General features: G+C 71.5%; 21 protein-coding genes and 1 pseudogene. 8 read left to right on the top strand and 14 right to left on the bottom strand.

Annotation, left to right across the window (positions count from 1 at the left end):
• Window positions 1–90: 90 nt before the first annotated feature.
• A complete protein-coding gene (locus ACFY0P_RS00515) occupies window positions 91–1,122 on the top strand; it encodes an alpha/beta fold hydrolase (RefSeq protein WP_388905684.1) in 1,032 nt (343 codons plus the stop codon).
• Between the two features lie 35 nt (window positions 1,123–1,157).
• On the opposite strand, the gene ACFY0P_RS00510 is transcribed toward ACFY0P_RS00515, so the two are convergent.
• Both ACFY0P_RS00510 and ACFY0P_RS00505 read right to left on the bottom strand, forming a co-directional pair.
• Window positions 1,158–2,135 carry a CorA family divalent cation transporter gene (locus ACFY0P_RS00510; RefSeq protein ID WP_388905682.1) on the bottom strand — a complete coding sequence of 326 codons (978 nt, stop codon included), beginning with the start codon at window positions 2,133–2,135 and terminating at the stop codon, window positions 1,158–1,160.
• Between the two features lie 113 nt (window positions 2,136–2,248).
• A complete protein-coding gene (locus ACFY0P_RS00505) occupies window positions 2,249–3,508 on the bottom strand; it encodes a PucR family transcriptional regulator (protein WP_388905680.1) in 1,260 nt (419 codons plus the stop codon).
• Between the two features lie 111 nt (window positions 3,509–3,619).
• Between ACFY0P_RS00505 and ACFY0P_RS00500 the strand changes: the two genes are divergently transcribed.
• The 4 genes from ACFY0P_RS00500 (at window position 3,620) to ACFY0P_RS00485 (ending at window position 8,783) form a co-directional block, all read left to right on the top strand.
• Window positions 3,620–4,078, top strand: a complete 459-nt coding sequence (locus tag ACFY0P_RS00500) for a nucleoside deaminase (RefSeq protein WP_388905677.1) — start codon at window positions 3,620–3,622, stop codon at window positions 4,076–4,078.
• Window positions 4,071–5,042 carry an isopenicillin N synthase family dioxygenase gene (locus tag ACFY0P_RS00495; RefSeq protein ID WP_388905675.1) on the top strand — a complete coding sequence of 324 codons (972 nt, stop codon included), beginning with the start codon at window positions 4,071–4,073 and terminating at the stop codon, window positions 5,040–5,042. The genes ACFY0P_RS00500 and ACFY0P_RS00495 overlap by 8 nt, the downstream gene beginning before the upstream one ends.
• Before the next feature lie 94 nt (window positions 5,043–5,136).
• Window positions 5,137–7,236: a hypothetical protein gene (locus ACFY0P_RS00490; RefSeq protein ID WP_388905672.1), complete on the top strand. Its 2,100-nt coding sequence runs from the start codon at window positions 5,137–5,139 to the stop codon at window positions 7,234–7,236.
• Window positions 7,236–8,783: a hypothetical protein gene (locus tag ACFY0P_RS00485; RefSeq protein WP_388905669.1), complete on the top strand. Its 1,548-nt coding sequence runs from the start codon at window positions 7,236–7,238 to the stop codon at window positions 8,781–8,783. The genes ACFY0P_RS00490 and ACFY0P_RS00485 overlap by 1 nt, the downstream gene beginning before the upstream one ends.
• Window positions 8,784–8,873: 90 nt before the next feature.
• Here the strand turns inward: ACFY0P_RS00485 and ACFY0P_RS00480 are convergent, their stop codons facing one another.
• The 8 genes from ACFY0P_RS00480 to hemL all read right to left on the bottom strand — a co-directional run bounded on the left by ACFY0P_RS00480 (window position 8,874) and on the right by hemL (window position 16,956).
• The gene (locus tag ACFY0P_RS00480) at window positions 8,874–9,269 is read right to left on the bottom strand and encodes an SRPBCC family protein (RefSeq protein ID WP_388905667.1); all 396 of its coding nucleotides are present in this window, start codon (window positions 9,267–9,269) and stop codon (window positions 8,874–8,876) included.
• A 25-nt stretch (window positions 9,270–9,294) separates the two neighbouring features.
• Window positions 9,295–10,404: a c-type cytochrome biogenesis protein CcsB gene (gene ccsB / locus ACFY0P_RS00475; RefSeq protein WP_388905664.1), complete on the bottom strand. Its 1,110-nt coding sequence runs from the start codon at window positions 10,402–10,404 to the stop codon at window positions 9,295–9,297.
• Window positions 10,401–12,113 (bottom strand): cytochrome c biogenesis protein ResB, encoded by a 1,713-nt coding sequence (locus ACFY0P_RS00470; RefSeq protein WP_388905662.1) that lies wholly within the window; start codon window positions 12,111–12,113, stop codon window positions 10,401–10,403. The genes ccsB and ACFY0P_RS00470 overlap by 4 nt, the downstream gene beginning before the upstream one ends.
• A 3-nt stretch (window positions 12,114–12,116) precedes the next feature.
• Entirely contained in the window at window positions 12,117–12,893 is a 777-nt protein-coding gene (locus ACFY0P_RS00465; protein ID WP_388905660.1) for a cytochrome c biogenesis CcdA family protein, read from the bottom strand.
• 1 nt (window position 12,894) lies between these two features.
• The gene (locus ACFY0P_RS00460; protein ID WP_388905658.1) at window positions 12,895–13,485 is read right to left on the bottom strand and encodes a TlpA family protein disulfide reductase; all 591 of its coding nucleotides are present in this window, start codon (window positions 13,483–13,485) and stop codon (window positions 12,895–12,897) included.
• A 67-nt stretch (window positions 13,486–13,552) separates the two neighbouring features.
• Entirely contained in the window at window positions 13,553–14,812 is a 1,260-nt protein-coding gene (locus ACFY0P_RS00455) for a hypothetical protein (protein ID WP_388905656.1), read from the bottom strand.
• 135 nt (window positions 14,813–14,947) lie between these two features.
• Window positions 14,948–15,631: a histidine phosphatase family protein gene (locus ACFY0P_RS00450; RefSeq protein ID WP_388905654.1), complete on the bottom strand. Its 684-nt coding sequence runs from the start codon at window positions 15,629–15,631 to the stop codon at window positions 14,948–14,950.
• Window positions 15,628–16,956, bottom strand: coding sequence for a glutamate-1-semialdehyde 2,1-aminomutase (gene hemL, locus ACFY0P_RS00445; RefSeq protein WP_388905651.1), 1,329 nt, complete (start codon window positions 16,954–16,956; stop codon window positions 15,628–15,630). Before hemL ends, ACFY0P_RS00450 begins: the two co-directional genes overlap by 4 nt.
• A gap of 303 nt (window positions 16,957–17,259) precedes the next feature.
• On the opposite strand from hemL, the gene ACFY0P_RS00440 reads away from it, so the two are divergent.
• Entirely contained in the window at window positions 17,260–17,943 is a 684-nt protein-coding gene (locus ACFY0P_RS00440; protein WP_388905648.1) for a hypothetical protein, read from the top strand.
• A gap of 162 nt (window positions 17,944–18,105) precedes the next feature.
• Here the strand turns inward: ACFY0P_RS00440 and ACFY0P_RS00435 are convergent, their stop codons facing one another.
• Genes ACFY0P_RS00435 through ACFY0P_RS00425 form a run of 3 tightly spaced genes read right to left on the bottom strand, consistent with a single transcriptional unit; the run spans window position 18,106 to window position 20,452 of the window.
• Window positions 18,106–18,960, bottom strand: a complete 855-nt coding sequence (locus ACFY0P_RS00435) for a phosphatase PAP2 family protein (RefSeq protein WP_388905646.1) — start codon at window positions 18,958–18,960, stop codon at window positions 18,106–18,108.
• Window positions 18,957–19,802 (bottom strand): polyphosphate polymerase domain-containing protein, encoded by an 846-nt coding sequence (locus ACFY0P_RS00430; RefSeq protein WP_388905643.1) that lies wholly within the window; start codon window positions 19,800–19,802, stop codon window positions 18,957–18,959. The genes ACFY0P_RS00435 and ACFY0P_RS00430 overlap by 4 nt, the downstream gene beginning before the upstream one ends.
• Complete coding sequence (locus ACFY0P_RS00425; RefSeq protein ID WP_388905640.1) at window positions 19,799–20,452, bottom strand: DUF4956 domain-containing protein; 654 nt, start codon at window positions 20,450–20,452, stop codon at window positions 19,799–19,801. Before ACFY0P_RS00425 ends, ACFY0P_RS00430 begins: the two co-directional genes overlap by 4 nt.
• Window positions 20,453–20,604: 152 nt before the next feature.
• On the opposite strand from ACFY0P_RS00425, the gene ACFY0P_RS00420 reads away from it, so the two are divergent.
• Together ACFY0P_RS00420 and ACFY0P_RS00415 are read left to right on the top strand one after the other, a co-directional pair.
• Window positions 20,605–21,276: a response regulator transcription factor gene (locus tag ACFY0P_RS00420; protein ID WP_388905637.1), complete on the top strand. Its 672-nt coding sequence runs from the start codon at window positions 20,605–20,607 to the stop codon at window positions 21,274–21,276.
• On the top strand, window positions 21,273–22,655 hold the full coding sequence (locus ACFY0P_RS00415) for an ATP-binding protein (protein WP_388905635.1): 1,383 nt from the start codon (window positions 21,273–21,275) through the stop codon (window positions 22,653–22,655). Before ACFY0P_RS00420 ends, ACFY0P_RS00415 begins: the two co-directional genes overlap by 4 nt.
• Window positions 22,656–22,986: 331 nt before the next feature.
• On the opposite strand, the pseudogene ACFY0P_RS00410 reads toward ACFY0P_RS00415, so the two are convergent.
• Window positions 22,987–23,280 (bottom strand): annotated as a pseudogene (locus tag ACFY0P_RS00410) (YdcF family protein); the annotation flags it as partial.
• Between the last annotated feature and the right edge of the window lie 35 nt (window positions 23,281–23,315).

The following is a 23,315-nucleotide window of genomic DNA, read 5'->3' as shown; positions in this document are numbered from 1 at the left end:
TGTTGCATGACAGAGGAGAGGCGCCTGCGCGCCTCCGCGTAGCGCCATCCGTGTTCTGCCGGTGCCACCTCGGAACAGGGAGACTCACCGATGGACGTACACGGGCCCATGCACAGTCGTCGTCAGTTCCTCGGTGCCGCCGCCACAGCTGCCGTGGCGGGCCGCTACGGCATGACGGGACGTGACCGAGCGGAAGCTCACAGCGCGGCCGGTTCCGCGCCCCCGCCCTCGTTCGGTCCGGTGAAGCAGATCGACGCCGGGGATCTGAACGTGGGGTACGTCGAAGCCGGACCTGCGAACGGACAGCCGGTCATCCTCATGCACGGCTGGCCCTACGACATCCACAGCTACGAAGCGGTCACGCCACTGCTCGCGGCGAAGGGGTACCGGGTGGTCGTCCCCTATCTGCGCGGCCACGGCAGCACGCGGTTCCGCTCCGAGAAGACACCGAGGAACGCCCAGCAGTCGGCGTTCGCCGTCGACATCATCGCCCTGATGGACGCCCTCAAGACGGAGAGACCCATCCTCGCCGGATACGACTGGGGATCGCGGACCGGCGACATCATCGCGGCGCTCTGGCCGGAACGCTGCAAGGCGCTGGTCTCCGTGACCGGATATCTGATAGCGAACGTCGAGGCCAACCAGATGCCGTCGCCCCCGAAGAGTGAATGGGCCTGGTGGTACCAGTACTACTTCGCCACCGACCGGGGCGTCCGCGGCCTCGACAAGTACCGACGCGACCTGGCCGAACTGGTCTGGAGGTTCAACTCTCCGACGTGGCGGTTCGACGACGCGACGTTCGATCGCACGGCAGCGGCTTTCGACAATGTGGACTACGTCGCCATCGTGATCGACAACTACCGGTGGCGGCTCGGTCTCGCGAAAGGCGAGCGCCAGTACGACGACCTCGAGAAGCGCCTGGCCGCGGCACCGGTCATCAAGGTGCCGACGATCACCATCGACGGAAAGCACGATCCGTTCACGCCCCCGGGAAACGGAACGGCCTACCGCGAAAAATTCGGAGGCCCGTACGAGCACCGGACCCTGGACGTGGGACACAACGTCCCGCAGGAGGACCCGACGGGTTTCGCGGCGGCCGTCGTGGCGGTCAACGGATTCTGACCTCGCCGGCCCGCCGCCGGGGTCGGTCAGTCGTCCTAGTCGTCGTCCCGCAGTCTGCGCCAGATCCGGCTGCGGTGCAGCAGGAACAGCGAGCCGACCACGGCGACCAGCTGGAGCCCCACGGCGAGCAGCCAGAACTCGTCCCTGGTTTCCAGCCGGTTCGTCAGGAACTCGAAGTTCATGCCGAAGAACCCGGTCAGGAACGACAGCGGCAGGAAGATCACCGACACGATCGCCAGCCGGTTGATCACGCCGTTCTGCTCGCCCGCAACCAGCGAGCCGTAGCTGGCGAAGGCCCGGCGGCTGGCGTCCTGGAGGGACTCGATGTCCGCGAGGACCAGGCGTGCCGCCCGCTGGAGCTCCTGGGCGAGCCGCTGCCGCTCCACCGGGAAGTCAGGGCTCAGCATCCTGCGGGTGATCACCTCGTCGACCCCCTGGAGGTAGGGCAGCAACGCGTGGTGCAGGACGGCGGAGTGGCGGCGCAGCTGGGACAGCCGGTAGATCTGCTCGGGGCGCCGCTCCTCGAACATGTCGTCCTCCAGCTCCTCCACCTGGAGCAGCGCCTCCACCGCGGCCCGGCGGAACGTCGAGAGCGCCTCCTGGAGCAGCAGGAACAGCGCGGCCACCGCGTCGTGCGGCCGCTCCCGCCGCACCAGCGCCCTGATGTCCCCCGCCAGGCCCGCCCGGCGGCCCCAGTGGACGACCACCAGGAAGCTCTCGGAGGCCAGGGCGTGCACATGGTGGACCTGGCCGGCCCGGACCACCGGCACGACGAACCCGGCGGTGTCGCCCAGGAACTCGGCCCGCGGGGATCCCTCCGGCCGGCCGAACCACTCCAGGTCCTCGTCGTCCAGCCCGAGCTGCCGGACCACCGGCTCCTGGGCCGGGCCCTCCTCCTCGGGCAGTTCGACACCGAGGAGCAGGAACGGATCCGTGGCGAGTCGCCGGCGTGCCTCCGGCACGGAGACCGTCGTCGTGCCCCCGTCCGGCACCGACACCATCGTTACGATCATCGCCCTCACCGCTGATCCCGTCGCCCACGCTCCCAGCCTGCGGGCGGCCCGCGGTGCGCGCACCCGCTGTCGCCGACCAGGTGCGGGCCGTCCGGGCGAGACGGCGGCCCCCGCTACGCCACCGTGCGCAGCCCCGGCGACCGGACCGCCGCCGTCCCCCGCACCACCCGGTGCGCGCAGACCGCCGTCAGGAGTTCGCCCAGCAGGTCCGGGTCGTCGATCTCCAGGCCGAGCAGGGACTCGATCCGTTCCAGGCGCTGGTAGAGGGACTGCCGGCCGATGTGCAGGAGGGCGGCCGTGCGGGTCGGGGAGCAGCCGTGCCGCAGGTGCACCTCCAGGGTGCGGACCAGGTCGCTGGGGTGGGCCGCCTCCCAGGCCAGCAGCGGACCGAGGGTGTGCTGGACGAGCGCGGCGAGGCGGTCGCGGTTGGCGGCGATGCCACCCCGGGTCAGCTCGCGTTCCAGGGCGAGGGCGCGGGCCGAGGTCACCGACGGGCCCTCGGGCACGGCCGGTTCGGCGGGCGGCACGGTCAGCGCGAGTTCGAGGGTGGTCCGGGCCGCGCGCAGCGTCTCGCTCCAGTGCAGCCAGCCGCCGGAACCGACCGCGTGGCCGACGGCGACCGTGGCCCCCGCCTCGGCGGCGCCCCGGAACGCCTCCTGCACGGACCGCACGGGATCGCCGGGGACGGCCGCCGGTACGGCGAGCAGCGCCAGGACGTCCCCCGGGAACGCGGCCCGCAGCGCTCCGGCCCCGCCCAGCGCCCGGGCCGCCCGGTCGACCGCCCCCACGCCCCGGCTGCCGTGCAGCGAGACGCCGAGGAGCCGGGCGCCGGGCCCGGGGTGGAACCCGGCGAGGGCCGCCCGCGCCTCCACCTCGGGCTGGTTGAGGGCCTGCCCGTCGGCCAGGTCGGCGAGGAGCGCCGCCGCGTGGTCGTCGCCCCAGGGCCGGACGACCGTACGGCGGCCGGACAGGCCCCGGGCCACGATCGCCCGGTTGGCGGCCTCGGTGATCCGGACGAAGGGCACCACCCGGTGCAGGGCGAGCAGCGGCAGGCCGAGCCGGCAGGCCTCGTCGGTCACCTCGGGCGGCATGCCGGGCAGGGCGCGCCCGACCTCCACCGCGAGCCCGGCCGCACCGCGTGCCGCCAGCTCCCGCACGTACCGGCGGCGGACCTCGTTGCCGGCGTCGGTCAGCCCGAAGCCGTTGGTGAGGAGGAGTTCGCCGCCGTCGAGGAAGTTGGCGCCCTCGTAGACCTCGCTGGAGTGCACCCAGCGCACGGGGCGGTCCAGGGCACCCTCCCCGGCGAGGAGTTCGGGGCGGGCCGCCCGCACGGGGTCGAGGGCCAGGACTTCGCGGAGGGTGAGTGCGGGCACGGTGACCTCCAGGGGACGGGCACGGCCGCTGACATTTCGTCCGGCCGGGGGTTGCCCGGAGGGTACTTTCCGCACGTTGCCCTCGTGTTTCGGCCACGGGAGAGTGACGTCATGGATCATCTGCAAGCCCGTACCGCCCGTACCTGGCTCGCCACCGCCGTCGCCGAGGCCCGTGCGGGGCTCGCCGAGGGGGGCATCCCGATCGGTGCCGCGCTCTACGGCGCCGACGGCGCACTGCTCGGCCGCGGGCACAACCGGCGGGTGCAGGACGACGACCCGTCCATGCACGCGGAGACGGCCGCCTTCCGCGCGGCGGGCCGGCAGCGGTCGTACCGGGGCACCACCATGGTGACGACGCTGTCGCCCTGCTGGTACTGCTCCGGTCTGGTCCGCCAGTTCGGCATCTCCCGGGTCGTGATCGGCGAGGCGGCCACCTTCCACGGCGGCCATGACTGGCTCGCCGAACACGGCGTGGAGATCGTCCTGCTGGAGGACGCCGAGTGCGTCGCCCTGATGCACGACTTCATCGAGAACAACCCGGCTCTGTGGAATGAGGACATCGGTGAATGAGCTGAGGCCCCGTATCCCCACCATCGATCTGCGTCCCTGGCTGGACGGCGACCCGACGGCCCGCGAGGACCTCGCCCGGACCGTCGACAGTGCCCTGCAGACCGCCGGCTTCCTGCTCGTCACCGGGCACGGGGTCGAGCAGGAGCTGCGCACCGCCGTACGGGAGGCCGCGCGCCGTTTCTTCGCCCTCCCCACCGAGGTCAAGCAGGCGTACGAGGTGAAGGTCGGCGGGCGCGGCTGGCTCGGGCCCGGCGCGGAGGCCAACGGCTACTCGGAGGGCACCGAGACCCCGCCCGACCTGAAGGAGTCGCTGACCTTCGCGACCCACGAACCGTTCGACGACCCGGTCGTCAACGCGGAGTGGTACGCGCCCAACGTGTGGCCGGCCGAGGTGCCGGAACTGCGCACGCTCTGCGCGGAGTACCTGGACCGGATGGCCGGCCTCGAGAAGGAGCTGCTGTCCCTCCTCGGGTACGCGCTCGGACTCGAACGGGACTTCTTCTCCCGGCACATGGACCACCCGACGTACGGCTTCAACATCAACTGGTATCCGGGCACCGAGGTGCTCGGCGAGCCCGCGCCGGGCCAGTTCCGGATCGGGCCGCACACCGACTTCGGGACGGTGACCATCCTGGACCGGCAGGCCGGCAAGGGCGGGCTGCAGGTGTACACGGACGAGGGCGGCTGGGAGGACGCGCCCTTCGACCCGGCCGCCTTCACCATCAACATCGGTGACCTGATGGCCCGTTGGACCGGCGACCGGTGGCGGTCGGGACGGCACCGGGTGCTGCCGCCGCCCACCGACGCGCCCGCCGAGGAACTGATGTCCCTCGTCTACTTCGGCGAGTGCACCCCGGGCACGACCGTCGAGTCCGTCCCGGCGCCGGTCGGCCGGGTCGCGTACCCGCCGGTCGACTCGCACGTCTACCTGCGGGAGAAGCTGGACTCCATCACCGTCGGCTGACCCCACAGCGTCAAGATTCGTAACCCAACAGTCATCACCTGATCTGGCCTGAAGCAACTCCCCCTTCCTACACTTGCGTTGAGGGGGGACTGCCTTGCACAGACGGTTGCACGGTCGTGGGGCGCTGTTCGACGTCGAGCCGGCCGGGCTCGTGCCGAGAATCGTCGGGTTACGGCCGTACCACCATCGTGCCCTTCCTCTCGAACACCCCGGTGAGCTGCCGTTCGTCGTGCTGACCGGGGCGCGGGGGCTCGGCAAGAGCGCGGTGCTCGGCGAGTTGCGGGACGCGTACAAGGGGCACACCCCGGTCGCGCTGGTCGACTGCACGGAGGCGCAGTTCGCGGGCCCGCCGCCGGAGCGGCCCGCCGAGTCCTGGTCGCCGGTCGCGCAGGCGCTGCTGGTCGTCGCCGAGCAGCTCGCCGAACCGGTCACCGGTGCCGGCCGGATCACGTTCCCGCGGCTGATGTCGGGCCTGGTCGCGGTGGCCGCCGGCGGCTGGGGCGACGCGGACTCGGAGCGGATCCGGCGCGAGGTGGAGCGGATCCTGCTGCTGAACGAGAGCGGCTCGTGGATCAGCGGCTTCGCCGGGCGGTGGGCCGGGAAGGTGGCGGCGAAGGTGGTCGCCGCCGCGACCGGGACCGGGCCGCTGGTCTCCGGCGCCATCGAGGCGACCCTGGAGTCGATCGCCGAGGGCTTCGCCAGCCGCCGCCACCAGAAGGCGTCGGTCTGGTACCGCACGTACCCCAACGCGGGCGGGCACGCCCAGCGCGGGCTGATCCTGCTCTCCGGGCACTTCCGCGCGGGCGGCACCTCCCGCGAGCACGCCGAGCGGTACCTCGTGCGGGCGCTGCTCGCCGACCTGGCCGAGGCGTACGCGGGCGTGCTGCCGCGGATGCAGCGGCTCGGCCGGCCGCTGGTGCTCCTCGACAACGTCCAGACCGGGCCGGGACCCGGCCTGGTGGAGGCCGTGCTCAGGGACCGCGCCGAGGGCATCGCCGACCAGGTGGCCTTCGTCACCGGACTGCGCGGCGACGGCCGCGAGCTGCTGCGCGGCGGGGTACGGCGGGAGCTGGCCGGGGTCGCCCGGCGCACCGGGTGGACCCCGGACCCGGCCGTGCCCTCCTCGCGCGCGCTGCTGGTCGCGCTCCCGCCGCTGACCCCCGACGACACCCTGCACCTGGTCGGCGCCCCGGCCGCGCCCCAGCTCCCGCACGCCGTACACCGGCTGACCGGCGGCAATCCGCTGGGCATCGCCCTGCTCGCCGAGTCCGCGGCACAGCATCCGGAGCGGGCGGGATCGCTGGGCGACCTGCTGACCGCCGACGTACGGCCCGTCGAGGACGGCCCCGCCGCGCCCGCCTACCTCCAGCTCCTGGACCGGCTGGTCCCCGCCGACCGCCTCGACGAGCTGACCGTCCTCGCCGCCGCCCACGACCACGACTCGGCGTGCGCCCTGGCCGCCGCGCTGCTCCCGGACGACTTCGGCCCGGCCGACGTACGCGCGCTGCAGAACCGGCTCGCCCGGGAGGGGCTGCCCGCCGAGCCCGGCCAGTTCGTCGGGGACCCCTTCGTGCGGACCCTGCTGCTGCTCCGGCTGCACCTGCGGGACGCCGACCACAGCGGCTGGCGCACCGCCCACGAGACGCTGATCGCGTACTACACCGAGGACCGGCCGGACGGGCAGGCCCGCTTCCGGCTCCACCACCAACTGGCCCTGGGTCAGACCGGACCGGCGGTCGCCCACCTGCGCGACAGCTTCCCGGTCCTGGACACCCGCAGCTGGCTGCACACCCTGCGGTTCATCGCCGCCGCGCCCTACTTCCACGCCCATGACGCCGAGGGCCGCGACTTCGGCGGCCACGGCGACCGGCGGGCGGCGGTGGCGCTCGGCCGCACGGACGCCCAGCAGCGGGTGCCGGACGGCGTGGACGGCGTACTGCACCTGCGGATACGGCGGTTGCTGCACGCGGTGTGGCTGCTGACCGACCCGCTGGTGCTGCCCGACCCGAAGGTCGGCGACCGGCTGCGGTTCGAGCTGGAGCAGTTGTCCAACCTGCGGCCGGCCGGCAACGCGCTGCTGTGGCGGGCCTCCCGGGACTGGCCTGCGGCCGCCCTGGCGGGCCGCCCGCCCGCGGAGGACGGGGACGACGACGAGGGTGACGCGGGCGACGACGAGCGGAGCGGGGTGGCCTGATGGCGGGGCGGGGTGTGGGCGCGTGGTTGCGTGAGCACGTCTGGGAGATTCCGCTGCGCCGCTATCTGGCCCTGCTGGTCGCGGCCGCGGTGATCGCCGGGCTGGTCGTCGGGGTGCGGGTGGTCGTCCACGACGACCGGTCCTGCGCGCCGGGGGTGGCCCGCCCCGAGGGAAGCGACGAGTGCGTGGGCGTGGCGACGACCGCGTACGACTTCGGGCATCCGCAGCTGCGGAGCACCGTGCAGGCGATCGCCCGGGAGAACTCCCGCCTGCAGCCCGGGCGTTATGTGACGGTCGCGGTGATGCTGCCGTACACCGCGACGGCGGCGGCCAGCCTCGCCGACATCCAGCACGAGCTCCAGGGCGCCTACCTGGCCCAGTACCAGGCCAACCACGACTCCAACGGGCAGTCCCCGGCGATCCGGCTGGTACTGGCCAATCCCGGGGCGACCAGCCAGTACTGGCAGCGGATGGTCACGCAGCTGGCGGGCATGACCGGCGGCACGGACCGGCTGCGGGCGGTCGCCGGGGTCGGGCAGAGCACCGACGACAACAAGAAGGCCGTCAAGGAGCTGACCAGGCTGGGCATCCCGGTGGTCGGGTCCTCGATCACCGCCGACGACCTCGCCAACGGGCAGGGCGGCAAGGACCCCTACCCCGGCCTTGCCCGGGTCTCCCCCACCAACACCGACGAGGCCCGCGCCCTCGCCTCCTTCGCGAAGGTCAGCGCGGGCCGGGCGCTGCTCGTCTACGACAAGCCGGGCGACCCGTACACGCGGACGCTCCAGACGTCGTTCGCGGCGCTGATCAAGGGGTCGCCGTACGAGCCGCAGCCGTTCACGCCGCCGGCCGACCGCAGCCGGGAGGGGACCACCGCGAACACCTTCCGGCAGATCACCAACCTGGTCTGCGACACCTCGCGGTCGACCGACACGATCCTCTTCGCCGGCCGCCACACCCAGCTGCGGCAGTTCATCAACGCGCTGGGCGGACGGGGGTGCCAGGACCGGAGGTTCACGGTGCTGACGGGGGACGAGGGGTCGTACCTGACCGGCGAGACGAAGCTGGACCGCAGTGCCCTGCGGCACAACCTCTCCGTCCGCTACACCGCCCTCGCCCATCCCGACGCGTGGGGCAGGGGGAGCCCGAGGACGGGCGGTTCGGCGGCGGACATGGCGACGCTGGCCGGGCTGCTGAAGAGCGCGGAGAAGGCACCGGTCGGGCCGGTCGGGCCGGTCGCCCTGGAGGACGGCCAGCTGATCATCGCCTACGACGCGATGCGGCTCGCGGTGCACGGCATTCGCGAGGCGGTGCCGGCGGGGAGGTCCGTGCCGGCGCTGGCCGACGTGGGGTTGCAGTGGCCGCAGGTGAAGGGGTCGCTGCGGGTGGACGGGGCGAGCGGGTGGATCTGCCTGGACGCGCACGGGAACCCGTACGACAAGGCGGTGCCGATCGTGGAGCTGCGTGCCGAGGGTGGGTCACGGTTCGTGACCATTGCGTGGCCGGAGGGGAAGCCGCCGAGTGGGGAGTGTCTGCCGCCGTCGTGAGCCGCGGGCCCGGTGGGGGCTGGTCGCGCCCACGCGGCGGAGCCGCATGGTGATACAGCCCCGCGCCCCTGAAAGCTTCGCGCCTCACTTTCACCCTATGGAGTCGATCAACCGTTGGAACCTGGTGCGCCAGCGTTGTTCCGTCTCGCCCTCGCCCTTGAACTCGTGCGTGAAGCGCAGGGCGCTGCCGGATTCCCCGTCGCGCTCCAGGTGGAAGCGGACTCTGCCGCCGCCCTCCACCGTGTACTCCGCGATGCGGTCGACGTCCCAGGCGGTCACCGTGCCCGTGCCCAGGTCACCCAGGGTGACCGTGCCGCCCAGTCTCGGTTGCAGGACGTCGACCGGGGTGAACCAGGCGGCCAGGCCCTCCGGGGTGGAGAGGCTCGGCCAGACCTGGTCCGGCGGCTTCGGCAGTCGTACCAGGAAGTGGAGGATGTGCGTTCTCCCGTGGGTCTGACTGGTGCCCTGTTCTATGGAACCGGTCATGACACCAGTGTCGCCCCCGGCGGGGTCAGACGCCCGCGTAGGAGTGCTTGCCGGTCACGAAGATGTTGACGCCGTAGTAGTTGAAGAGCCAGCAGCCGAAGGCGATCATCGCCAGGTAGGCGGCCTTGCGGCCCTTCCAGCCGGCGGTGGCGCGGGCGTGCAGGTAGCAGGCGTAGGCGACCCAGGTGATGAAGGACCAGGTCTCCTTGGGGTCCCAGTTCCAGTAGCGGCCCCAGGCGCTGCCCGCCCAGATCGCGCCCGCGATGATCGTGAAGGTCCACAGCGGGAAGACCGCCGCGTTCACGCGGTAGGCGAACTTGTCGAGGGACGCCGAGGCGGGCAGGCGCTCCAGGACCGAGGTGGCGAAGCTGCCGGGCTTGCCGCCGTTCTCCAGCTTGCTCTCGTACGCGTCCTTGAAGAGGTACAGGATCGTGGCCACCGCGCCGACGTAGAAGACCGCGCCGCAGAAGATCGCCGTCGAGACGTGGATGTACAGCCAGTACGAGTGCAGGGCCGGGACCAGCGGCTCGCTCGCCGTGTAGAGGACGGTGACCGCGAGGCCGAGGTCGAGCAGGACCGTGGTGATCAGGAAGAGGCCGAGCCAGCGGACGTTCTTCTTCAGGGCGAGGAGCGTCAGGTAGACGGCGACCGCGACCGTGGAGAACGTGATGTTGAACTCGTACATGTTGCCCCACGGCGCCCGCTGCACGGAGGCCGCGCGGGTGACCACGCCCGCCAGCTCCACGAGGAAGGCGAGCACCGTGAGGGAGATCGCGATCCGGCCGTAGAGGTCGCCCTGCTCGTCGCCGCCGTGGGCGCCGGGGCCGTCGGGCACGTCCCGGGAGCCCGCCGCGGAGCGGACCACGACCTGCGGTCGCTCCAGTACGGCGGTGCCGCCGGCCTTCTTGACCGTGACGGCGGGCGCCTTCTTCGCCTCAGCCTTGGTGGTGAGCGCGTTGGCGGTGCGCGCCACCCGGCTGCGGCTGCCGAGCAGCCACTCGAAGATGTAGGCGAAGAACGCCAGCGTGTAGACGGCCATCGAGGAGTAGACGAGCGTGTTGCTCATGCTCGCCAGATGCTCGTTGGTCGCGGCGAGGGTGGTTGCGTCGAGCGCGGTTGCGGCGGCGGAAGTCATCGCTTCTCAGCCCCTTCGGCAGGTACGACTTCGGGGTCGGGGGATTCTGCGGGGTCGTCGTCAGTGGTGTCGTCGGGGTCGGGGGCGCCCGGCGCCTGGTCGTAGAGGATGCCCGCGAGGTCGCCCAGTTCCTCGGGCACCTTCGCGGACTCGCTGCGGCCCAGCCCGGCCATCTCGACCACCGTGACACCGTCGGGGCCCTGCACCGCGCGCACCCACACGCGGCGGCGCTGGATGAACAGCGAGGCGGCCAGGCCGAAGATCGCGGCGAGCGCGCCGCCCAGCGCCCAGCCGCTGCCGGGCTCCTGGACGATCTCGAAGCCGGCCCATTCCTTGACGTCCTTCTCGAACGTCACGGACCCGGCGCCGTTCGGCAGCTGCATGGTCTGGCCCGGCTTGAGGTTGTCCCGGAACTGCGCGCCCTTGGAGTCCTTGAACTCCTTCATGTGGGTCTTGTCGAGCTGGTACACGCTCTGCGGGATGCCCGAGTTGACGCCGAGGTCACCGTGGTACGGCGTCAGGTTCAGCACCGGGTTGTCCAGCGCCGGGAAGCTGGAGAGCACCGAGGGGCCGCCGGCGTACGTCGGCAGGAAGAACAGCGAGATGCCGAGCTGCTCGCTGACACCCTTGGCGTCCTGGTAGCCGTCCATCACCTTCACCACACCCTGGGAGGTGACGTTGCTGTCGAGCGGGAGCAGCGGGACGGCGTCGTGGTAGACGACGTCGCCCTTGCCGTCGCGGACCGTGATGACGGGCGCGTAGCCGTGGCTGACGAGGTAGACCTTGGCGTCGTCGATGTGCAGCGGCTCGTTCACCTTGATGGTGGTCCGCTTCGGCTTGCCGTAGGCGCCCACGCTGTAGTCGACGTCCGCGGCGAAGGAGACCGCCGTGCCCTTGCTGGGGCCGCTGGTCTGGTACGTGGCGTGGAAGTTCTTCAGGTCGAAGCTGAACGGCACCAGGTCGTCGGTGCTGAACATGGACCCGGACTTGAAGTCGTCGTACTGGAGGATCGAGTTGGCGAACCCGTCGCCCTCGACGACCAGTTTGGTGCCGTCCGACTTGTACATCTGGCCGGAGGCGAAGGCGATCAGCAGCACGATCAGCGCGATGTGGAAGACCAGGTTGCCGAACTCGCGGACGTAGCCCTTCTCGGCGGCGACCGCGTCCCCGGCGAGGTGCGCGCGGAAGTGCCGCTTCTTCAGCAGCTTGAGGGCCGCCGCACGGACCTCGTCCGGCTCGGCCGCGGTCCGCCAGGTCGTGTACGCCGGGAGCCGGTCCAGCCGCTTGGGGGCGCCCGGCGGACGGCCGCGCAGCTGGCCCACGAACTGCCAGGCGCGCGGGATGATGCAGCCGACGAGCGAGACGAACAGCAGGATGTAGATCGCCGAGAACCACACCGAGCTGTAGACGTGGAACAGGCCGAGCTTGTCGTAGATCGGCGCGAGCGTCTTGTGGGACTTCTGGAACTCGGCGACCTTGTTGATGTCGGCGCCGGACTGCGGGATCAGCGAGCCGGGGATCGCGCCCAGCGACAGCAGCAGGAGCAGCAGCAGCGCGACCCGCATCGAGGTGAGCTGACGCCAGAACCAGCGGGCCCAGCCGACGACCCCGAGGCCGGGGGCGACCGGCGGCTCGGCCGGGGCGGTGGAGAGCTGGGAGCCCGCCGCGCCGAGGTCCGGCTCGCTGTTGTCGGTTTCGGTCTTGCTCATCGATCAGATCCCCACAGTGAAGCCGTCGGACCAGCCCTGCATCTCCTGCACGAGGCTGTCCCAGGCCCCGGTCAGCAACAGCACACCGGTCACGATCATCATCGTGCCGCCGATGCGCATCACCCAGACATAGTGGCGCTTGACCCAGCCGAAGGCGCCGAGTGCCTTGCGGAAGGCGACCGCGGTGAGCACGAAGGGGACACCGAGGCCCAGGCAGTAGGCGACGGTCAGTATGGCGCCGCGGCCGGCGCTGCCCTGCTGGGCGGAGAGGCTCAGCACGGCGGAGAGCGTCGGGCCGATGCACGGGGTCCAGCCGATGCCGAACAGCGCGCCGAGCAGCGGTGCCCCTATCAGACCGGCCACCGGCCGCCTGTGGAAGCGGAACTCGCGCTGGGTGAACCAGGGCATCAGGCCCATGAAGAACACACCCATGGCGATCATCAGCACGCCGAGCACTTTGCCGAGAATGCCGGACTGTTCCTGAAGGTCCTGGCCGAAGTAGCCGAACAGGGCCCCGCCCGACACGAACACGGCGGTGAAGCCGAGCACGAAGAGCGCGGCGCCGGTGGCCATCCGCCCCCGCCGGGCCTCGGCGAGATCGGTGCCGGCGACCCCCGTGACGTACGAGAGGTAGCCGGGGACGAGGGGCAGCACGCAGGGCGAGAAGAAGGAGACGAGTCCGCCGAGCAAGGCGATCGGCAGGGCGAGCAGCAGGGCGCCGCTCATGACGGTCGTGTTCGGTCCGTCGGTCGCGCCCGCGAGGGTGACGAGTGCGCTCACGTCACTTCTCCGCGACGACCGGCTTGACCATCTTCAGCAGGCTCTCCTCGCTGAGCGCCGCCAGCGAGCGCGCCGCGATCTTCCCCTGCCGGTCGAGTACCAGGGTGGAGGGGATGGCCTGCGGGTTGAGCGTGCCCTTCTTGAAGCGGAGCATCAGCTTGCCCGTCGGGTCGTACAGGCTCGGGTAGTCGATGCCGTTCTGCTTCTCGAAGGCGACCGCGGAACCGGTGCTGGTGTCGCGGGTGTTGATGCCGACGAACTGGACGCCCTTGCTCGCGTACTCCTTGGAGACGGCGGCGAAGTTGGGCGCCTCGGCCCGGCAGGGACTGCACCAGGAGCCCCAGACGTTGATGACGACGACCTTGCCCTTGTAGTCGGCGACGTCCAGGGTGCTGCCGTCGATGGTCTTGCCGGACAGGTCGGGGGCCGCCGCGCGGTGGCCCTGAGCGACCGTGTCGATGCCGTCCTTGCCGGTGACGAAGTTGGTGTTGCCGCCTCCGCCGGAAGTGCCGCCGTTGCCGCACGCGGACAGGGTCAGGGCTGCCGCGGCGGCCGTGGCGCCGAGCAGGAGGGCGCGGCTACGGGTACTCATGTGAAAAGTTTCGCATGCCCGTTCTGAGGATCTTGCGCACCCCCCTGGGTCCGGGATCCGCCCCGTTTCAGGCCGCCGCCCCCTGCTTGAGGAAGGTCTTCCAGCCCTCGGCCGGCCGCTGCCCCACGTCCAGGGTGCGCAGCTTCGCCAGCACCTCCGGCTTCTGTACGTCCATCCAGTCCACGAACTGCCGGAAGGAGACCAGGCGCACGTCGGCGCCCTTCTCCTTCTCCCGGGCGATGTGCTTGAAGGCCTGCTCGACGGCGTCCATGTAGATGCCGCCGTTCCACTGCTCGAAGTGGTTGCCTATGAAGAACGGTGCCCGGTTTGTCGTGTACGCCCGCTGGAATCCCGCTATGTACGCCTGGGCCGACTGGGTCCGCCAGCGCGGGTAGTTGTAGGCGGGGGCCTTGGTCGAGTTGACCGACTGGTTGGCGAGCATGTTGTAGTCCATGGAGAGGACCTCGAAGGAGCGGCCCGGGAACGGTATCTGCTGCAACGGCAGGTCCCAGATGCCCAGCTTCTTCTCCGGCCAGACCTGGCGGCCGCCGGGCGAGGAGGCGTCGTAGCGCCAGCCGAGCTCGCGGGCGGTGGGCAGCAGGTTGTTCTGGCCGAGGAGGCAGGGGGTGCGGCCGCCGACCAGTTCCTTGTCGTAGTCGAAGGGGAGCGGGGGCAGGTCGGTCCAGCCGGAGTTGGTCCGCCACTCCTTCACGAACGCCTTGGCCTGGTCTATCTCGCTGCGCCACTGCTTGGGCGTCCAGTTGCCGACGGTGCCGTAGCCGCCGCAGAAGTGGCCGTTGAAGTGGGTGCCTATCTCGTGGCCTTCGAGCCAGGCCCGGCGGACGTTGGCGAGCGTCGCCTTGATGTGCTCGTCGGTGAGGTAGCCGATGTCGGAGGCGCCGCGGGGGTTGTTCGGCGGGTCGTAGAGCCGCTTCTTCGACTCGGGGAGCAGGTACAGCCCCGAGAGGAAGAAGGTCATCGACGCGCCGTGCTCCCTGGCCAGGTCGAGGAAGCGCGGGAAGAGGCCGGTGCCGACCTCGCCGGCGCCGTCCCAGGAGAAGATCACGAACTGGGGCGGGGTCCCGCCGGGCTCCAGCGGCTCGGGGGCGGCGGGCTGGTGGGGCTGCTTGCCGGTGTTGGCGGTGGAGCCGTCGCCGAGGGGGCGGGCGCTGGGCGTCTTCGAGGGCTTCTTCGACGGCTCCTTGGTGGAACCGGCGGCGTGGTCGGCACCGTCCGACGATGTGTGAGTCCCGCAGCCGGCGAGGCCCAGTCCGGCCGCGGCACCCGCCCCGACGCCGAGCATTCCCCTTCGGGTGAAGGTCCGCATGGTTCCCCGATTCGTCACGTCCTCTGGTGGTCACCCACTCAGAGGGCGGGACGAACAGGAAGGTTCCAGAAGGAACCATATATTTTCAGACTAATCTCATGAAGCCGGTTGAACCCGGTTCGAGGGGCCCGGAGTTCACGCCCCGAAGGCCTTCCCCTTCCCCTTCACCGGCTTGGCGCCGGCGCGGAGGTGGGCCGGGACGAGGTCGATAGCGGGCTCGGAGTAACCCACGGAAACGATCCTGTCGCCCTCGTACGTGAAAGTCGTCAGGGAGGCGAGGGTGCACTGCCGCTTGCGCGGGTCGTGCCAGAGCCGGCGGTTCTCGACGTACGACCGCAGGATCCAGATCGGCAGCTGATGGCTGACCAGCACCGCCTCGTGCCCGCGCGCGCGGTCCTTGGCCGTGTCCAGCGCGCCCTTCATCCGCACGACCTGGTCGACGTACGGTTCGCCCCAGGACGGCCGGAACGGGTTGACGAGGTACTTCCAGTTGGCGGGATTCTTCAGCGCCCCGTCGCCGACGCCGAAGGTCTTGCCCTGGAAGATGTTCTCGGCCTCGATGAGCCGCTCGTCGGTGGCGAGGTCGAGCCCGTGCGCCTTGGCGACGGGGGTCGCGGTCTCCTGCGCGCGCTCCAGCGGCGAGGCGACGACGTACGTCACGTCCCTGCCGGAGAGGTGCTCGGCGACCCGGTCGGCCATCTGCCGCCCGAGTTCGGAGAGGTGGTAGCCGGGGAGTCTGCCGTACAGGACCCCGTCCGGGTTGGCCACCTCCCCGTGCCGCATCACGTGGACGACGGTGATGTTCTGCTGCTCGCTCATGCTGCCGTGGCCTCCGCGGCCGCTCGGGCCGCCGCCGGGAGGGCGTCGGCGATCTTCTGGACGGCACGCTCGTCGTGGGCCGTGGAGACGAACCAGGACTCGAAGGACGACGGCGGCAGGTAGACGCCGTCGGAGAGGAGGGAGTGGAAGAAGGCGGTGAACCGGAAGGACTCCTGGCCCCGCGCGTCCTCGTAGTTGCGCACCGGACGGTTGGTGAAGAAGACGGAGAACATGTTGGAGGCGGTCTGCACCTGGTGCGCGACGCCCTCCTTGTTCAGCGCCTCGCTGACGAGCCCCCGGATCTGCTCCGACACGGCGTTGACCTTGTCGTACGCCGCGTCGTCGAGCAGCCGCAGCTGGGCGAGCCCGGCGGCGGTGGCGACGGGGTTGCCGGAGAGCGTGCCGGCCTGGTAGACGGGCCCGGCCGGGGCGAGGTGCGCCATGACGTCCGCCCGCCCGCCGAAGGCGGCGGCCGGGAAGCCGCCCCCCATGACCTTCCCGAAGGTCATCAGGTCGGGCACGACCCCGTCGATCCCGAACCACCCGGCCCGACTCGTCCGGAACCCGGTCATGACCTCGTCGGAGATGTACAGGGCGCCGTTCTCGCGGCAGGCGTTCTTCAGCCCCTGGTTGAACCCGGGCCCGGGCGGCACGACACCCATGTTGCCCGGCGACGCCTCGGTGATCACGCAGGCGATCTCCCCCGGGTGCCGGTGGAAGGCCTCCTGCACCGCCTCCAGATCGTTGTACGGCAGCACGATCGTGTCCCCGGCCTGCGCACCGGTGACACCGGGGGTGTCGGGCAGCGCGAAGGTGGCGACGCCGGACCCGGCGGCGGCCAGGAGGCTGTCGACGTGCCCGTGGTAGCACCCGGCGAACTTGATCACCTTGGTGCGCCGGGTGAACCCGCGGGCGAGCCGGATGGCGGACATGGTCGCCTCCGTCCCGCTGCTGACCAGCCGGACCTGCTCCAGGGGGTCGATCCGGGCGACCATCTCCTCCGCGAGGGCGACCTCGCCCTCACCGGGGGTACCGAAGGAGGTACCGCGGGAGACGGCTTCCTGGACGGCGGCGATGACCTCGGGGTGCGAGTGCCCGAGGATCATGGGCCCCCAGGAGCAGACCAGGTCGACGTACTCGCGGCCGTCCGCGTCCGTGAGGTAGGGCCCCTTGCCGGAGACCATGAAACGGGGGGTGCCGCCGACGGCGCGGAAGGCGCGCACCGGCGAGTTCACGCCGCCGGGCGTGACGGCGGAGGCGCGGTCGAAGAGCGCCTGCGAGACGGGCGCGTCGTAGGGATAGGGCGTTTCGCTCTGGGCACTCATGACGTGCGACTTCTCCGACTTCTCGGACTCCGGATGCTGGGTGACCTCCTCAGGGTAGGCGGAGGACAGCCGTCTCCTCGCAGTGGAGGGCGGCCGGTCCCCACGCGGGGCCCGGGGCATCTGCGAGACTGTGACCCGATACACCCAGCTCATCCGGTACGCAGGCGGCCGGAGGCTGTAAAGATCCTGCGGACTGATGTTTCGACGCACGTTTCGGCGGGCGGCCGTGGGGGAGGTCACTGACACGATGATCGGGTTGCGCGGCGGGGGCCACGCGTCCTAGAAAAGCAGTCGGGTGGAGATATGCATCGCGGTGGCGGAGTGGGCGAGGGGACCGATGACCTGGGTCCTCGACGTGCCCAACGGGGAAGGCACCGGCGCGACGCGGAGGAATCGACCGAAGCAGCACGGCAGGAACAGGGCGTACCGAGTGAGTCGGAGCGGCGCGACCGACGTATCGATCAGCGGGACCGCGATCAGAGGGATCGTGGCCAGCGGAGCGATCGGCGGATCGACCGTCTGCAGACCGGTAGCAGGAATGGTGGTCGGGTGGGGGTGACGTACAAATACTTCGGCGCACCGGACGGCGCGACCGCGGCCCGGGTCCCGATCTCGATGCGCCCCGAGGAACTCGGCGGCGACGAGCTCGGCATGAACGGCATGTTCACGAAGATCAAGCCGGAGACGATGGCCGCGATGGTGCTGACGGGCATCGAAGGCGTGCCTCTGCACAAGGTGCCGCCGCTGGAGCTGGTCGTCCTGCACCCCGACTACGCGGTGGTCAAGCTGCCCATGACGGTGGTCGATCCCCTGCGCGGCATAGGCGAGGAAGCGGTCGGCGCGGCGGCCTTCATCTGGTCGACGGTCCCGGACCGGGGCGGCCCGAGGGACGCGTTCAACGTGTACCAGCTGCTGCACGAGTGGCAGGACTTCAGCCACCGCCTGCATGAGGCGGGGCATCAGCCGTACTGCTTGGTGTGGCCCTGACCTGGGGTTCGGTGGTTTCGGGCGGGGTCTTCGGGCCTCGCCCTTTTTGGTGCCGGAGCAAGGCAACCGCGAGGGCGCATCCGGGGCACGTGGACCTGGGAACGGCGTTGACCCGGGAGAACCAGGAGAGGAGTCTTCCCGGGGCGACGCACCTGCGCCAGGTCAGTGCCCGCTGACGGCGAGTTCGTAGTCGCCGATCAGGTCGCCGAGGAGCGTGCCGGCGGTGAGGTCGCTGGTGACGTGGCCTGCCATGTAGAGGCGGGAGTAGAGGACTTCGTCCTGCATCCACCGGTAGTCCGCGGCGCGGTGCGGGGAGAGGACGCTGAGGAAGGTGACGGCCGCGGCGGAGCGGGTCGCGTGCCGGGAGGGGTAGGAGTACGGGCCCTTGGCGCCGGGCGCGATGTGCTTGTCGGGGCGCAGGGCCGGGTCGAGGACGAACGGGGCCGGCTGCTTGTCCTTTGCCGCCAGCTGGTCGCTGATCGTCTTGGCCAGTTTCAGGGCCGTCTTGAGCTCGGCCTTCTCGGTCCTGCCGCGCGCGGCGGGGATCAGTTCCCGCTGGTCGTGGAGGTAGAGCTTCCAGACGTCCTTCTTGCCGTGCAGCTCCAGCCAGGTCGCGGCCTTCTTCCCGGCCGCCGTGCGGGCCTTGGCGAGGGCCTGGTCCTGGCGGAGTTCGGCGGTGCGCTCCTTCGCCGACGGCGGGGCCGGGATCTGCTGTGCCGCCCAGGCGGTGAACGCCTTGTCGTCGCGGGTGGTGCCGTGGGCCGTCCGCCATTGGGCGAAGAGGCTGTCGGCCTTGGCGCGCTGGGCGTCGGCCGCCTTGCCGATCGCCGCGATCTCGGCGTCGGTGAAGAGCGTGGGTGGCGGGTCCTGCTTGATCAGGTCCGTCGCGCTGGGGTTCTTCACCGCGGCGGTGACGGCCGTGACCAGCTGCGGTCGCAGGGTGCTGACGGCCACGGCCGCGACGGCGAGCAGGGCGATCAGGGGATAGCGCCATTTGACGCCGCGCAGGACGTTCATGCGGCAGGAGTCCTTTCGGGGAGCGATACCGGAAGCTGTGCCGGGGACGGTGCCGTGTGTGGCTCGGTGGTGAAGTGGGCGCGGGCGAGGCGCCGTACGTCGTTGTCGGGCAGTCCCGGGGTGAGCAGGGACTGGCCGATGACGTACTTGCTGAGCGAGACCGGCCGGACCCCCATCCCGAGCAGCAGGCGGTCGGCGGGGGCAGGGCGTGCCCCGCCCTTGGTCTCGATCAGGACGTGCCCGGGGTCGAGCGCGGCCGCCCGGCCGTCCCGACGGCAGCTGAGGGCGGAGTCGAGGGTGACGCGGCTGCCGTGACGGAGGTCGGCGAGGGCCACGCGGACGTAGCGGACCTCGACGGCGGCGGACAGGGCCCCGGCCGTGACGGGGACGTCGGCCCGCTCCAGCAGCTCGTCGACGAACGCGGCCGCGGCGGCGGTCAGTTCGCCGTACTTGTCGGCCGGGACCCGCAGGGCGTGCTTGACCGTGGCGCCGCGGCCGTCCTTCGTCTTCACCTCCACCCGGCACAGTCCGTCCTCGGCGTACAGGCGGGTGCGGACCTTCCAGCGCCGCCGCCGCCGCTGTACGTGGGCGCGCCAGGAGCCCAGCTCCGGGGTGTCGAAGTACGTGCTGAGGTAGCTCGTCGTACGACGGCCTTCCCCCAGGTCGAGGACGTGGTGGCTGTCGGCGAGGCGGGCGACGAGGCGGCGGGCCCGGTCGAGCGGGACCAGGTACTTGCGGTCGACCCGGTGCTGGAGCGCCGCCGCCGCGTCCACCTCGGCGAGGGTCGCCCCGCGCAGTTCCGCCAGGCCCAGCAGGGCAACAGCAGGCGGGGCGGCGGTCATGGCGCCATCACCGGTTCCCGCGTCTCCGGGTCCGCGGCGACGGCGGACTCCCGAAGCTCGGCCGGGTAACGGGCGGAGACCCGGGTGGTCTCGCGGACGTAGTCCACCTCGTCCACGACCACCGACAGCGGTGCCTGCCCGAAGCGGAACGCGACGTCGGCGGCGATCACGGCGGGGTCCGGGTAGATCCGGTCGAGGATGAGCTTCACCGTCCGGGTCGGCGGCTCGTACGACGTGGGGTCGTCGACCACGAGGACGGCGACGAGCACCACCACGTCCAGCGCGACCACCAGCCAGGTCTGCCGCTGCGGCAGCCCCGCGCACAGGGCGATCACCAGGCTGACGAACGTGTAGGCGACGTCCCGCAAGGTGAACGCCGCGCTGCGCAGCCGGACCAGGGAGAGGATCCCGAACAGCCCGAAGCCCACGCCGGCCGGGAACTTGCCGGCGCTGATCGTGCTCATCGCGGCGAACAGCCCGATGTTCAGCGCGGCCAGCACCAGCGGCATCGCGGGCACGCTGGGCCGGCGTCGGTAGAGCCAGCCGACCAGGAGCAGCAGGGCGATGACGTCGAGACCGCCGCGGGTCATCAGATCGGTGACCGTGAGGTGGTCCGTGATGCCCTTGGCGGCGAGCACCGAGGCGTGCATGGAAGGTCCCTTCCGTCACGGCACGTCGGACGGGGACCGGTCGCGGTCCGCGGAACACCGCGACCTGAAGGACGGTAGGGATGTCACATGAACAGACCATGAAGCCTTCCCGGTGACCCTGGTGTGCCCGGCACGCGGTTAGCCTGGCCGGCATGCACTGCCTGGTCGTCGACGACGAGACCCGCCTGACCGATCTGGTCGTCCGCTACCTGACCGAGTCCGGTCACACCGCCGAAGGCTGCTACGACGGGCCGTCCGGCCTCGTCGCCGCCCGCGATCCGCGGGTGGACGCCGTCCTGCTGGACGTGATGCTGCCGGGCATGGACGGCGTCGAGGTGTGCCGGACGCTGCGCGGTGAGGGCATCGACGTTCCCGTGATCCTGCTCACCGCGCGTGGTGCGATCAGCGAGCGGGTGGCCGGGCTGGACGCCGGTGCCGACGACTACGTGGTCAAGCCGTTCGCCATGGAGGAGCTGCTGGCCCGGCTGCGGGCGATATCCCGGCGGCGCCCCGAGCCCTCCGGGCGCCTGACGGTCGGTGACCTCGTCCTCGACCCCGAGCAGCAGCGGGCCTGGCGGGCGGACACCGAACTGGAGCTGTCCCGGCGGGAGTTCGACGTGCTGCGGGTGCTCATGGAGAACGCCGGGTGCGTGGTCACCCGCCTCCAGCTGCTCGACGAGGTCTGGGACGGCGAGACCGACCTGCGCAGCAACGCCATCGACGTGCACGTCTCCAAGGTGCGCGCCAAGGCCGACCGGGCCTTCGGCCGTACGACGATCACGACCCTGCGCGGACGCGGCTACCGCCTGGAGACCACCCCGTGAACCGTCTCCGCGGGCAGTCGCGGCCGTGGCCTCGGTTCCGGCGGCTGCCCGTCGTCGCCCGCCTGGTGCTGGCCGTCGCCGTCACCATGTCCCTGGTGCTGGCGGGCGCGGCGGGCCTGGTCTACTGGCGGGTCCAGGCTGCCCTGGACCGGCAGCTGAACGACGACCTGACCACGTACCAACACAGCCTCGACCGGGCTGTACGGACCGGAGGGCAGCTCCCGCCGGGCCCCAGCGGCAGCCTTCGCCAGGTCCTCGACGCACAGGGCCGGGTCATCGTCTCCAGCGACGGTCTCCACGACCGGTCACTGCTGACCCCGGCCGAGCTGGGCGCCGCCGCCCACGGCGCCGCCGTACGGCGTGACGTCGGCTCCCTCCTGCCGATCACCTCGAACACCCTGCGTCTCCAGGCCAGGCGCGTCACGGCGGACGGGAGGACCCGGATCGTGATCGCCGCGGTCCGGCGCGGCCACCGCGACGAGGCGCTCCGCGAACTCCTCGCCCAGCTGGCCCTCGCCTCCGGCCTGACCCTGATCGCCGCCTCCTACGTCGGCTACCGCACCGCGCGCGCCGCCCTGCGTCCCGTCGAGCGCTACCGCGGCGGTGCCGCGGGTCTGGCGGACGGCGCCCAGAACCTGCGCCTGGACGTGCCCGCCGACCGCGACGACGAGATCACCCGGCTCGGCCACACCCTCAACCACATGCTCGACCGCCTGGCGGCGTCCGCCGAACGCGAGCGCCGGTTCGTCGCCGACGCCAGCCACGAACTGCGCACCCCGCTCACCCTGATCCGCGCCGAACTCGACGTCGCCCTGCACCGCCCCCGCTCCGCCGGCGAACTCACCGAGACCCTCCGGTCGGTGGACACCGAGGTCCAGCGCCTGATCGAGCTCTCCAACGCCCTGCTGGACCTGGAGGAGCTCGGCACCGCCCAGCACCTCAGCCGGGCTCCCGTCGATCTCGCCGACCTCGTCGGCGCGGCCGCCGCGCCTCATCTGCGCACCGCCGAGCGGGAGGGACGGGCCGTGACCGTGGACGCCGTCCGCGCGATCGTCGACGTCGACGGCCGGTGGCTGCGGCCCGCCATCGGCAATCTGCTCGACAACGCCCTCCGGCACGGCACCGGGACCGTCCGCCTCACGGCCAGCGTCGACAAGGGCGGGCTGCGGCTGTGCGTCACGGACGAGGGGAGCGGCTTCCCACCGGAGTTCCTGCCCCGGGCGTTCGACCGCTTCGCCCGCGCAGAGGCCAGCCGCACCGGCGAGGGATCCGGTCTGGGACTCGCCTTCGTCCAGGCGGTGGCGACCGCCCACGGCGGCACCGCGCACGCGGAGAACACCGAGCGTGGGGTCCGCGTCGTCCTCGCCCTGCCCTGCTGACCGGGGCACGGGTTCGGTGCCCGCGTACGGTGGGGCGTGGCCGTGCACCTGGGCCCGGCCGGCGCGCCGCTGTCCGCCCCGGAGTGGACGTCCTGGAGTGGATGTCCTGGAGTGGATGTCCTGGGCCATGGGCGCGGTTCTGGTCGTGATCGTGACCAACTGCCGGACCAGCAGCTCGACCATGCGCCGTGAGCGACGAGGCTCCGCGAGCCGGGCCTCGCTGATCAGCGTCGGGCGACCGTGGGGCAGGTGGGTGGGGAGGGCGAGCCAAAGCTGCTGGGCAGGTCGTCACGCCCCGAGCCTGGGGTGCCCGACGAGGCGATCCCGGTCGAGCCGCACCTTGCTCTCGGTGGTGCACCGCATCACCGCGCGGGAAACGGGCCCGGGTGGTGGGACTGTTGCCGCCGCTGAACACCACGACGGCGACGGGGAAGTGACCGGCACGGTAGAGGTCAGCGGCCGTGGTCGCCACGCCCAGGTCCCTGCTGCCGAGGCCGATCGCCGCCGAGCAGGGCCGCGGCTCGTGTCCCGTCCGGAGGTAGTTCCAGATCAGTGCCGCGTCGTGGAACTGCTCGTCGGTGATCTGGCGCTGCTCGTGCTCCGGCACCGACACTCCCCGGCTCATCCCTGCCGGCCCTTTCGGATGCCCTCGATGCTGCG

The organism is Streptomyces sp. NPDC001714, assembly GCF_042892755.1.
GTDB lineage: Bacteria > Actinomycetota > Actinomycetes > Streptomycetales > Streptomycetaceae > Streptomyces.
Note: the sequence above shows the minus strand (reverse complement) of the source record. Positions and strands in the feature narration are given on the sequence as shown.

What these genes read in the sequence shown, in the direction of transcription:
- ACFY0P_RS00515 (WP_388905684.1), top strand. Translation starts at nt 91, where the DNA reads ATGGACGTACACGGGCCCATGCACAGTCGTCGTCAGTTCCTCGGTGCC.
- ACFY0P_RS00420 (WP_388905637.1), top strand. Translation starts at nt 20,605, where the DNA reads ATGCACTGCCTGGTCGTCGACGACGAGACCCGCCTGACCGATCTGGTC.
- ACFY0P_RS00470 (WP_388905662.1), bottom strand. Translation starts at nt 12,113, where the DNA reads ATGAGCAAGACCGAAACCGACAACAGCGAGCCGGACCTCGGCGCGGCG.
- ACFY0P_RS00455 (WP_388905656.1), bottom strand. Translation starts at nt 14,812, where the DNA reads ATGCGGACCTTCACCCGAAGGGGAATGCTCGGCGTCGGGGCGGGTGCC.
- ACFY0P_RS00450 (WP_388905654.1), bottom strand. Translation starts at nt 15,631, where the DNA reads ATGAGCGAGCAGCAGAACATCACCGTCGTCCACGTGATGCGGCACGGG.
- ACFY0P_RS00500 (WP_388905677.1), top strand. Translation starts at nt 3,620, where the DNA reads ATGGATCATCTGCAAGCCCGTACCGCCCGTACCTGGCTCGCCACCGCC.
- ACFY0P_RS00440 (WP_388905648.1), top strand. Translation starts at nt 17,260, where the DNA reads ATGCATCGCGGTGGCGGAGTGGGCGAGGGGACCGATGACCTGGGTCCT.
- ACFY0P_RS00480 (WP_388905667.1), bottom strand. Translation starts at nt 9,269, where the DNA reads ATGACCGGTTCCATAGAACAGGGCACCAGTCAGACCCACGGGAGAACG.
- ACFY0P_RS00510 (WP_388905682.1), bottom strand. Translation starts at nt 2,135, where the DNA reads ATGATCGTAACGATGGTGTCGGTGCCGGACGGGGGCACGACGACGGTC.
- ACFY0P_RS00425 (WP_388905640.1), bottom strand. Translation starts at nt 20,452, where the DNA reads ATGCACGCCTCGGTGCTCGCCGCCAAGGGCATCACGGACCACCTCACG.
- ACFY0P_RS00435 (WP_388905646.1), bottom strand. Translation starts at nt 18,960, where the DNA reads ATGAACGTCCTGCGCGGCGTCAAATGGCGCTATCCCCTGATCGCCCTG.
- hemL (WP_388905651.1), bottom strand. Translation starts at nt 16,956, where the DNA reads ATGAGTGCCCAGAGCGAAACGCCCTATCCCTACGACGCGCCCGTCTCG.
- ACFY0P_RS00430 (WP_388905643.1), bottom strand. Translation starts at nt 19,802, where the DNA reads ATGACCGCCGCCCCGCCTGCTGTTGCCCTGCTGGGCCTGGCGGAACTG.
- ccsB (WP_388905664.1), bottom strand. Translation starts at nt 10,404, where the DNA reads ATGACTTCCGCCGCCGCAACCGCGCTCGACGCAACCACCCTCGCCGCG.
- ACFY0P_RS00460 (WP_388905658.1), bottom strand. Translation starts at nt 13,485, where the DNA reads ATGAGTACCCGTAGCCGCGCCCTCCTGCTCGGCGCCACGGCCGCCGCG.
- ACFY0P_RS00485 (WP_388905669.1), top strand. Translation starts at nt 7,236, where the DNA reads ATGGCGGGGCGGGGTGTGGGCGCGTGGTTGCGTGAGCACGTCTGGGAG.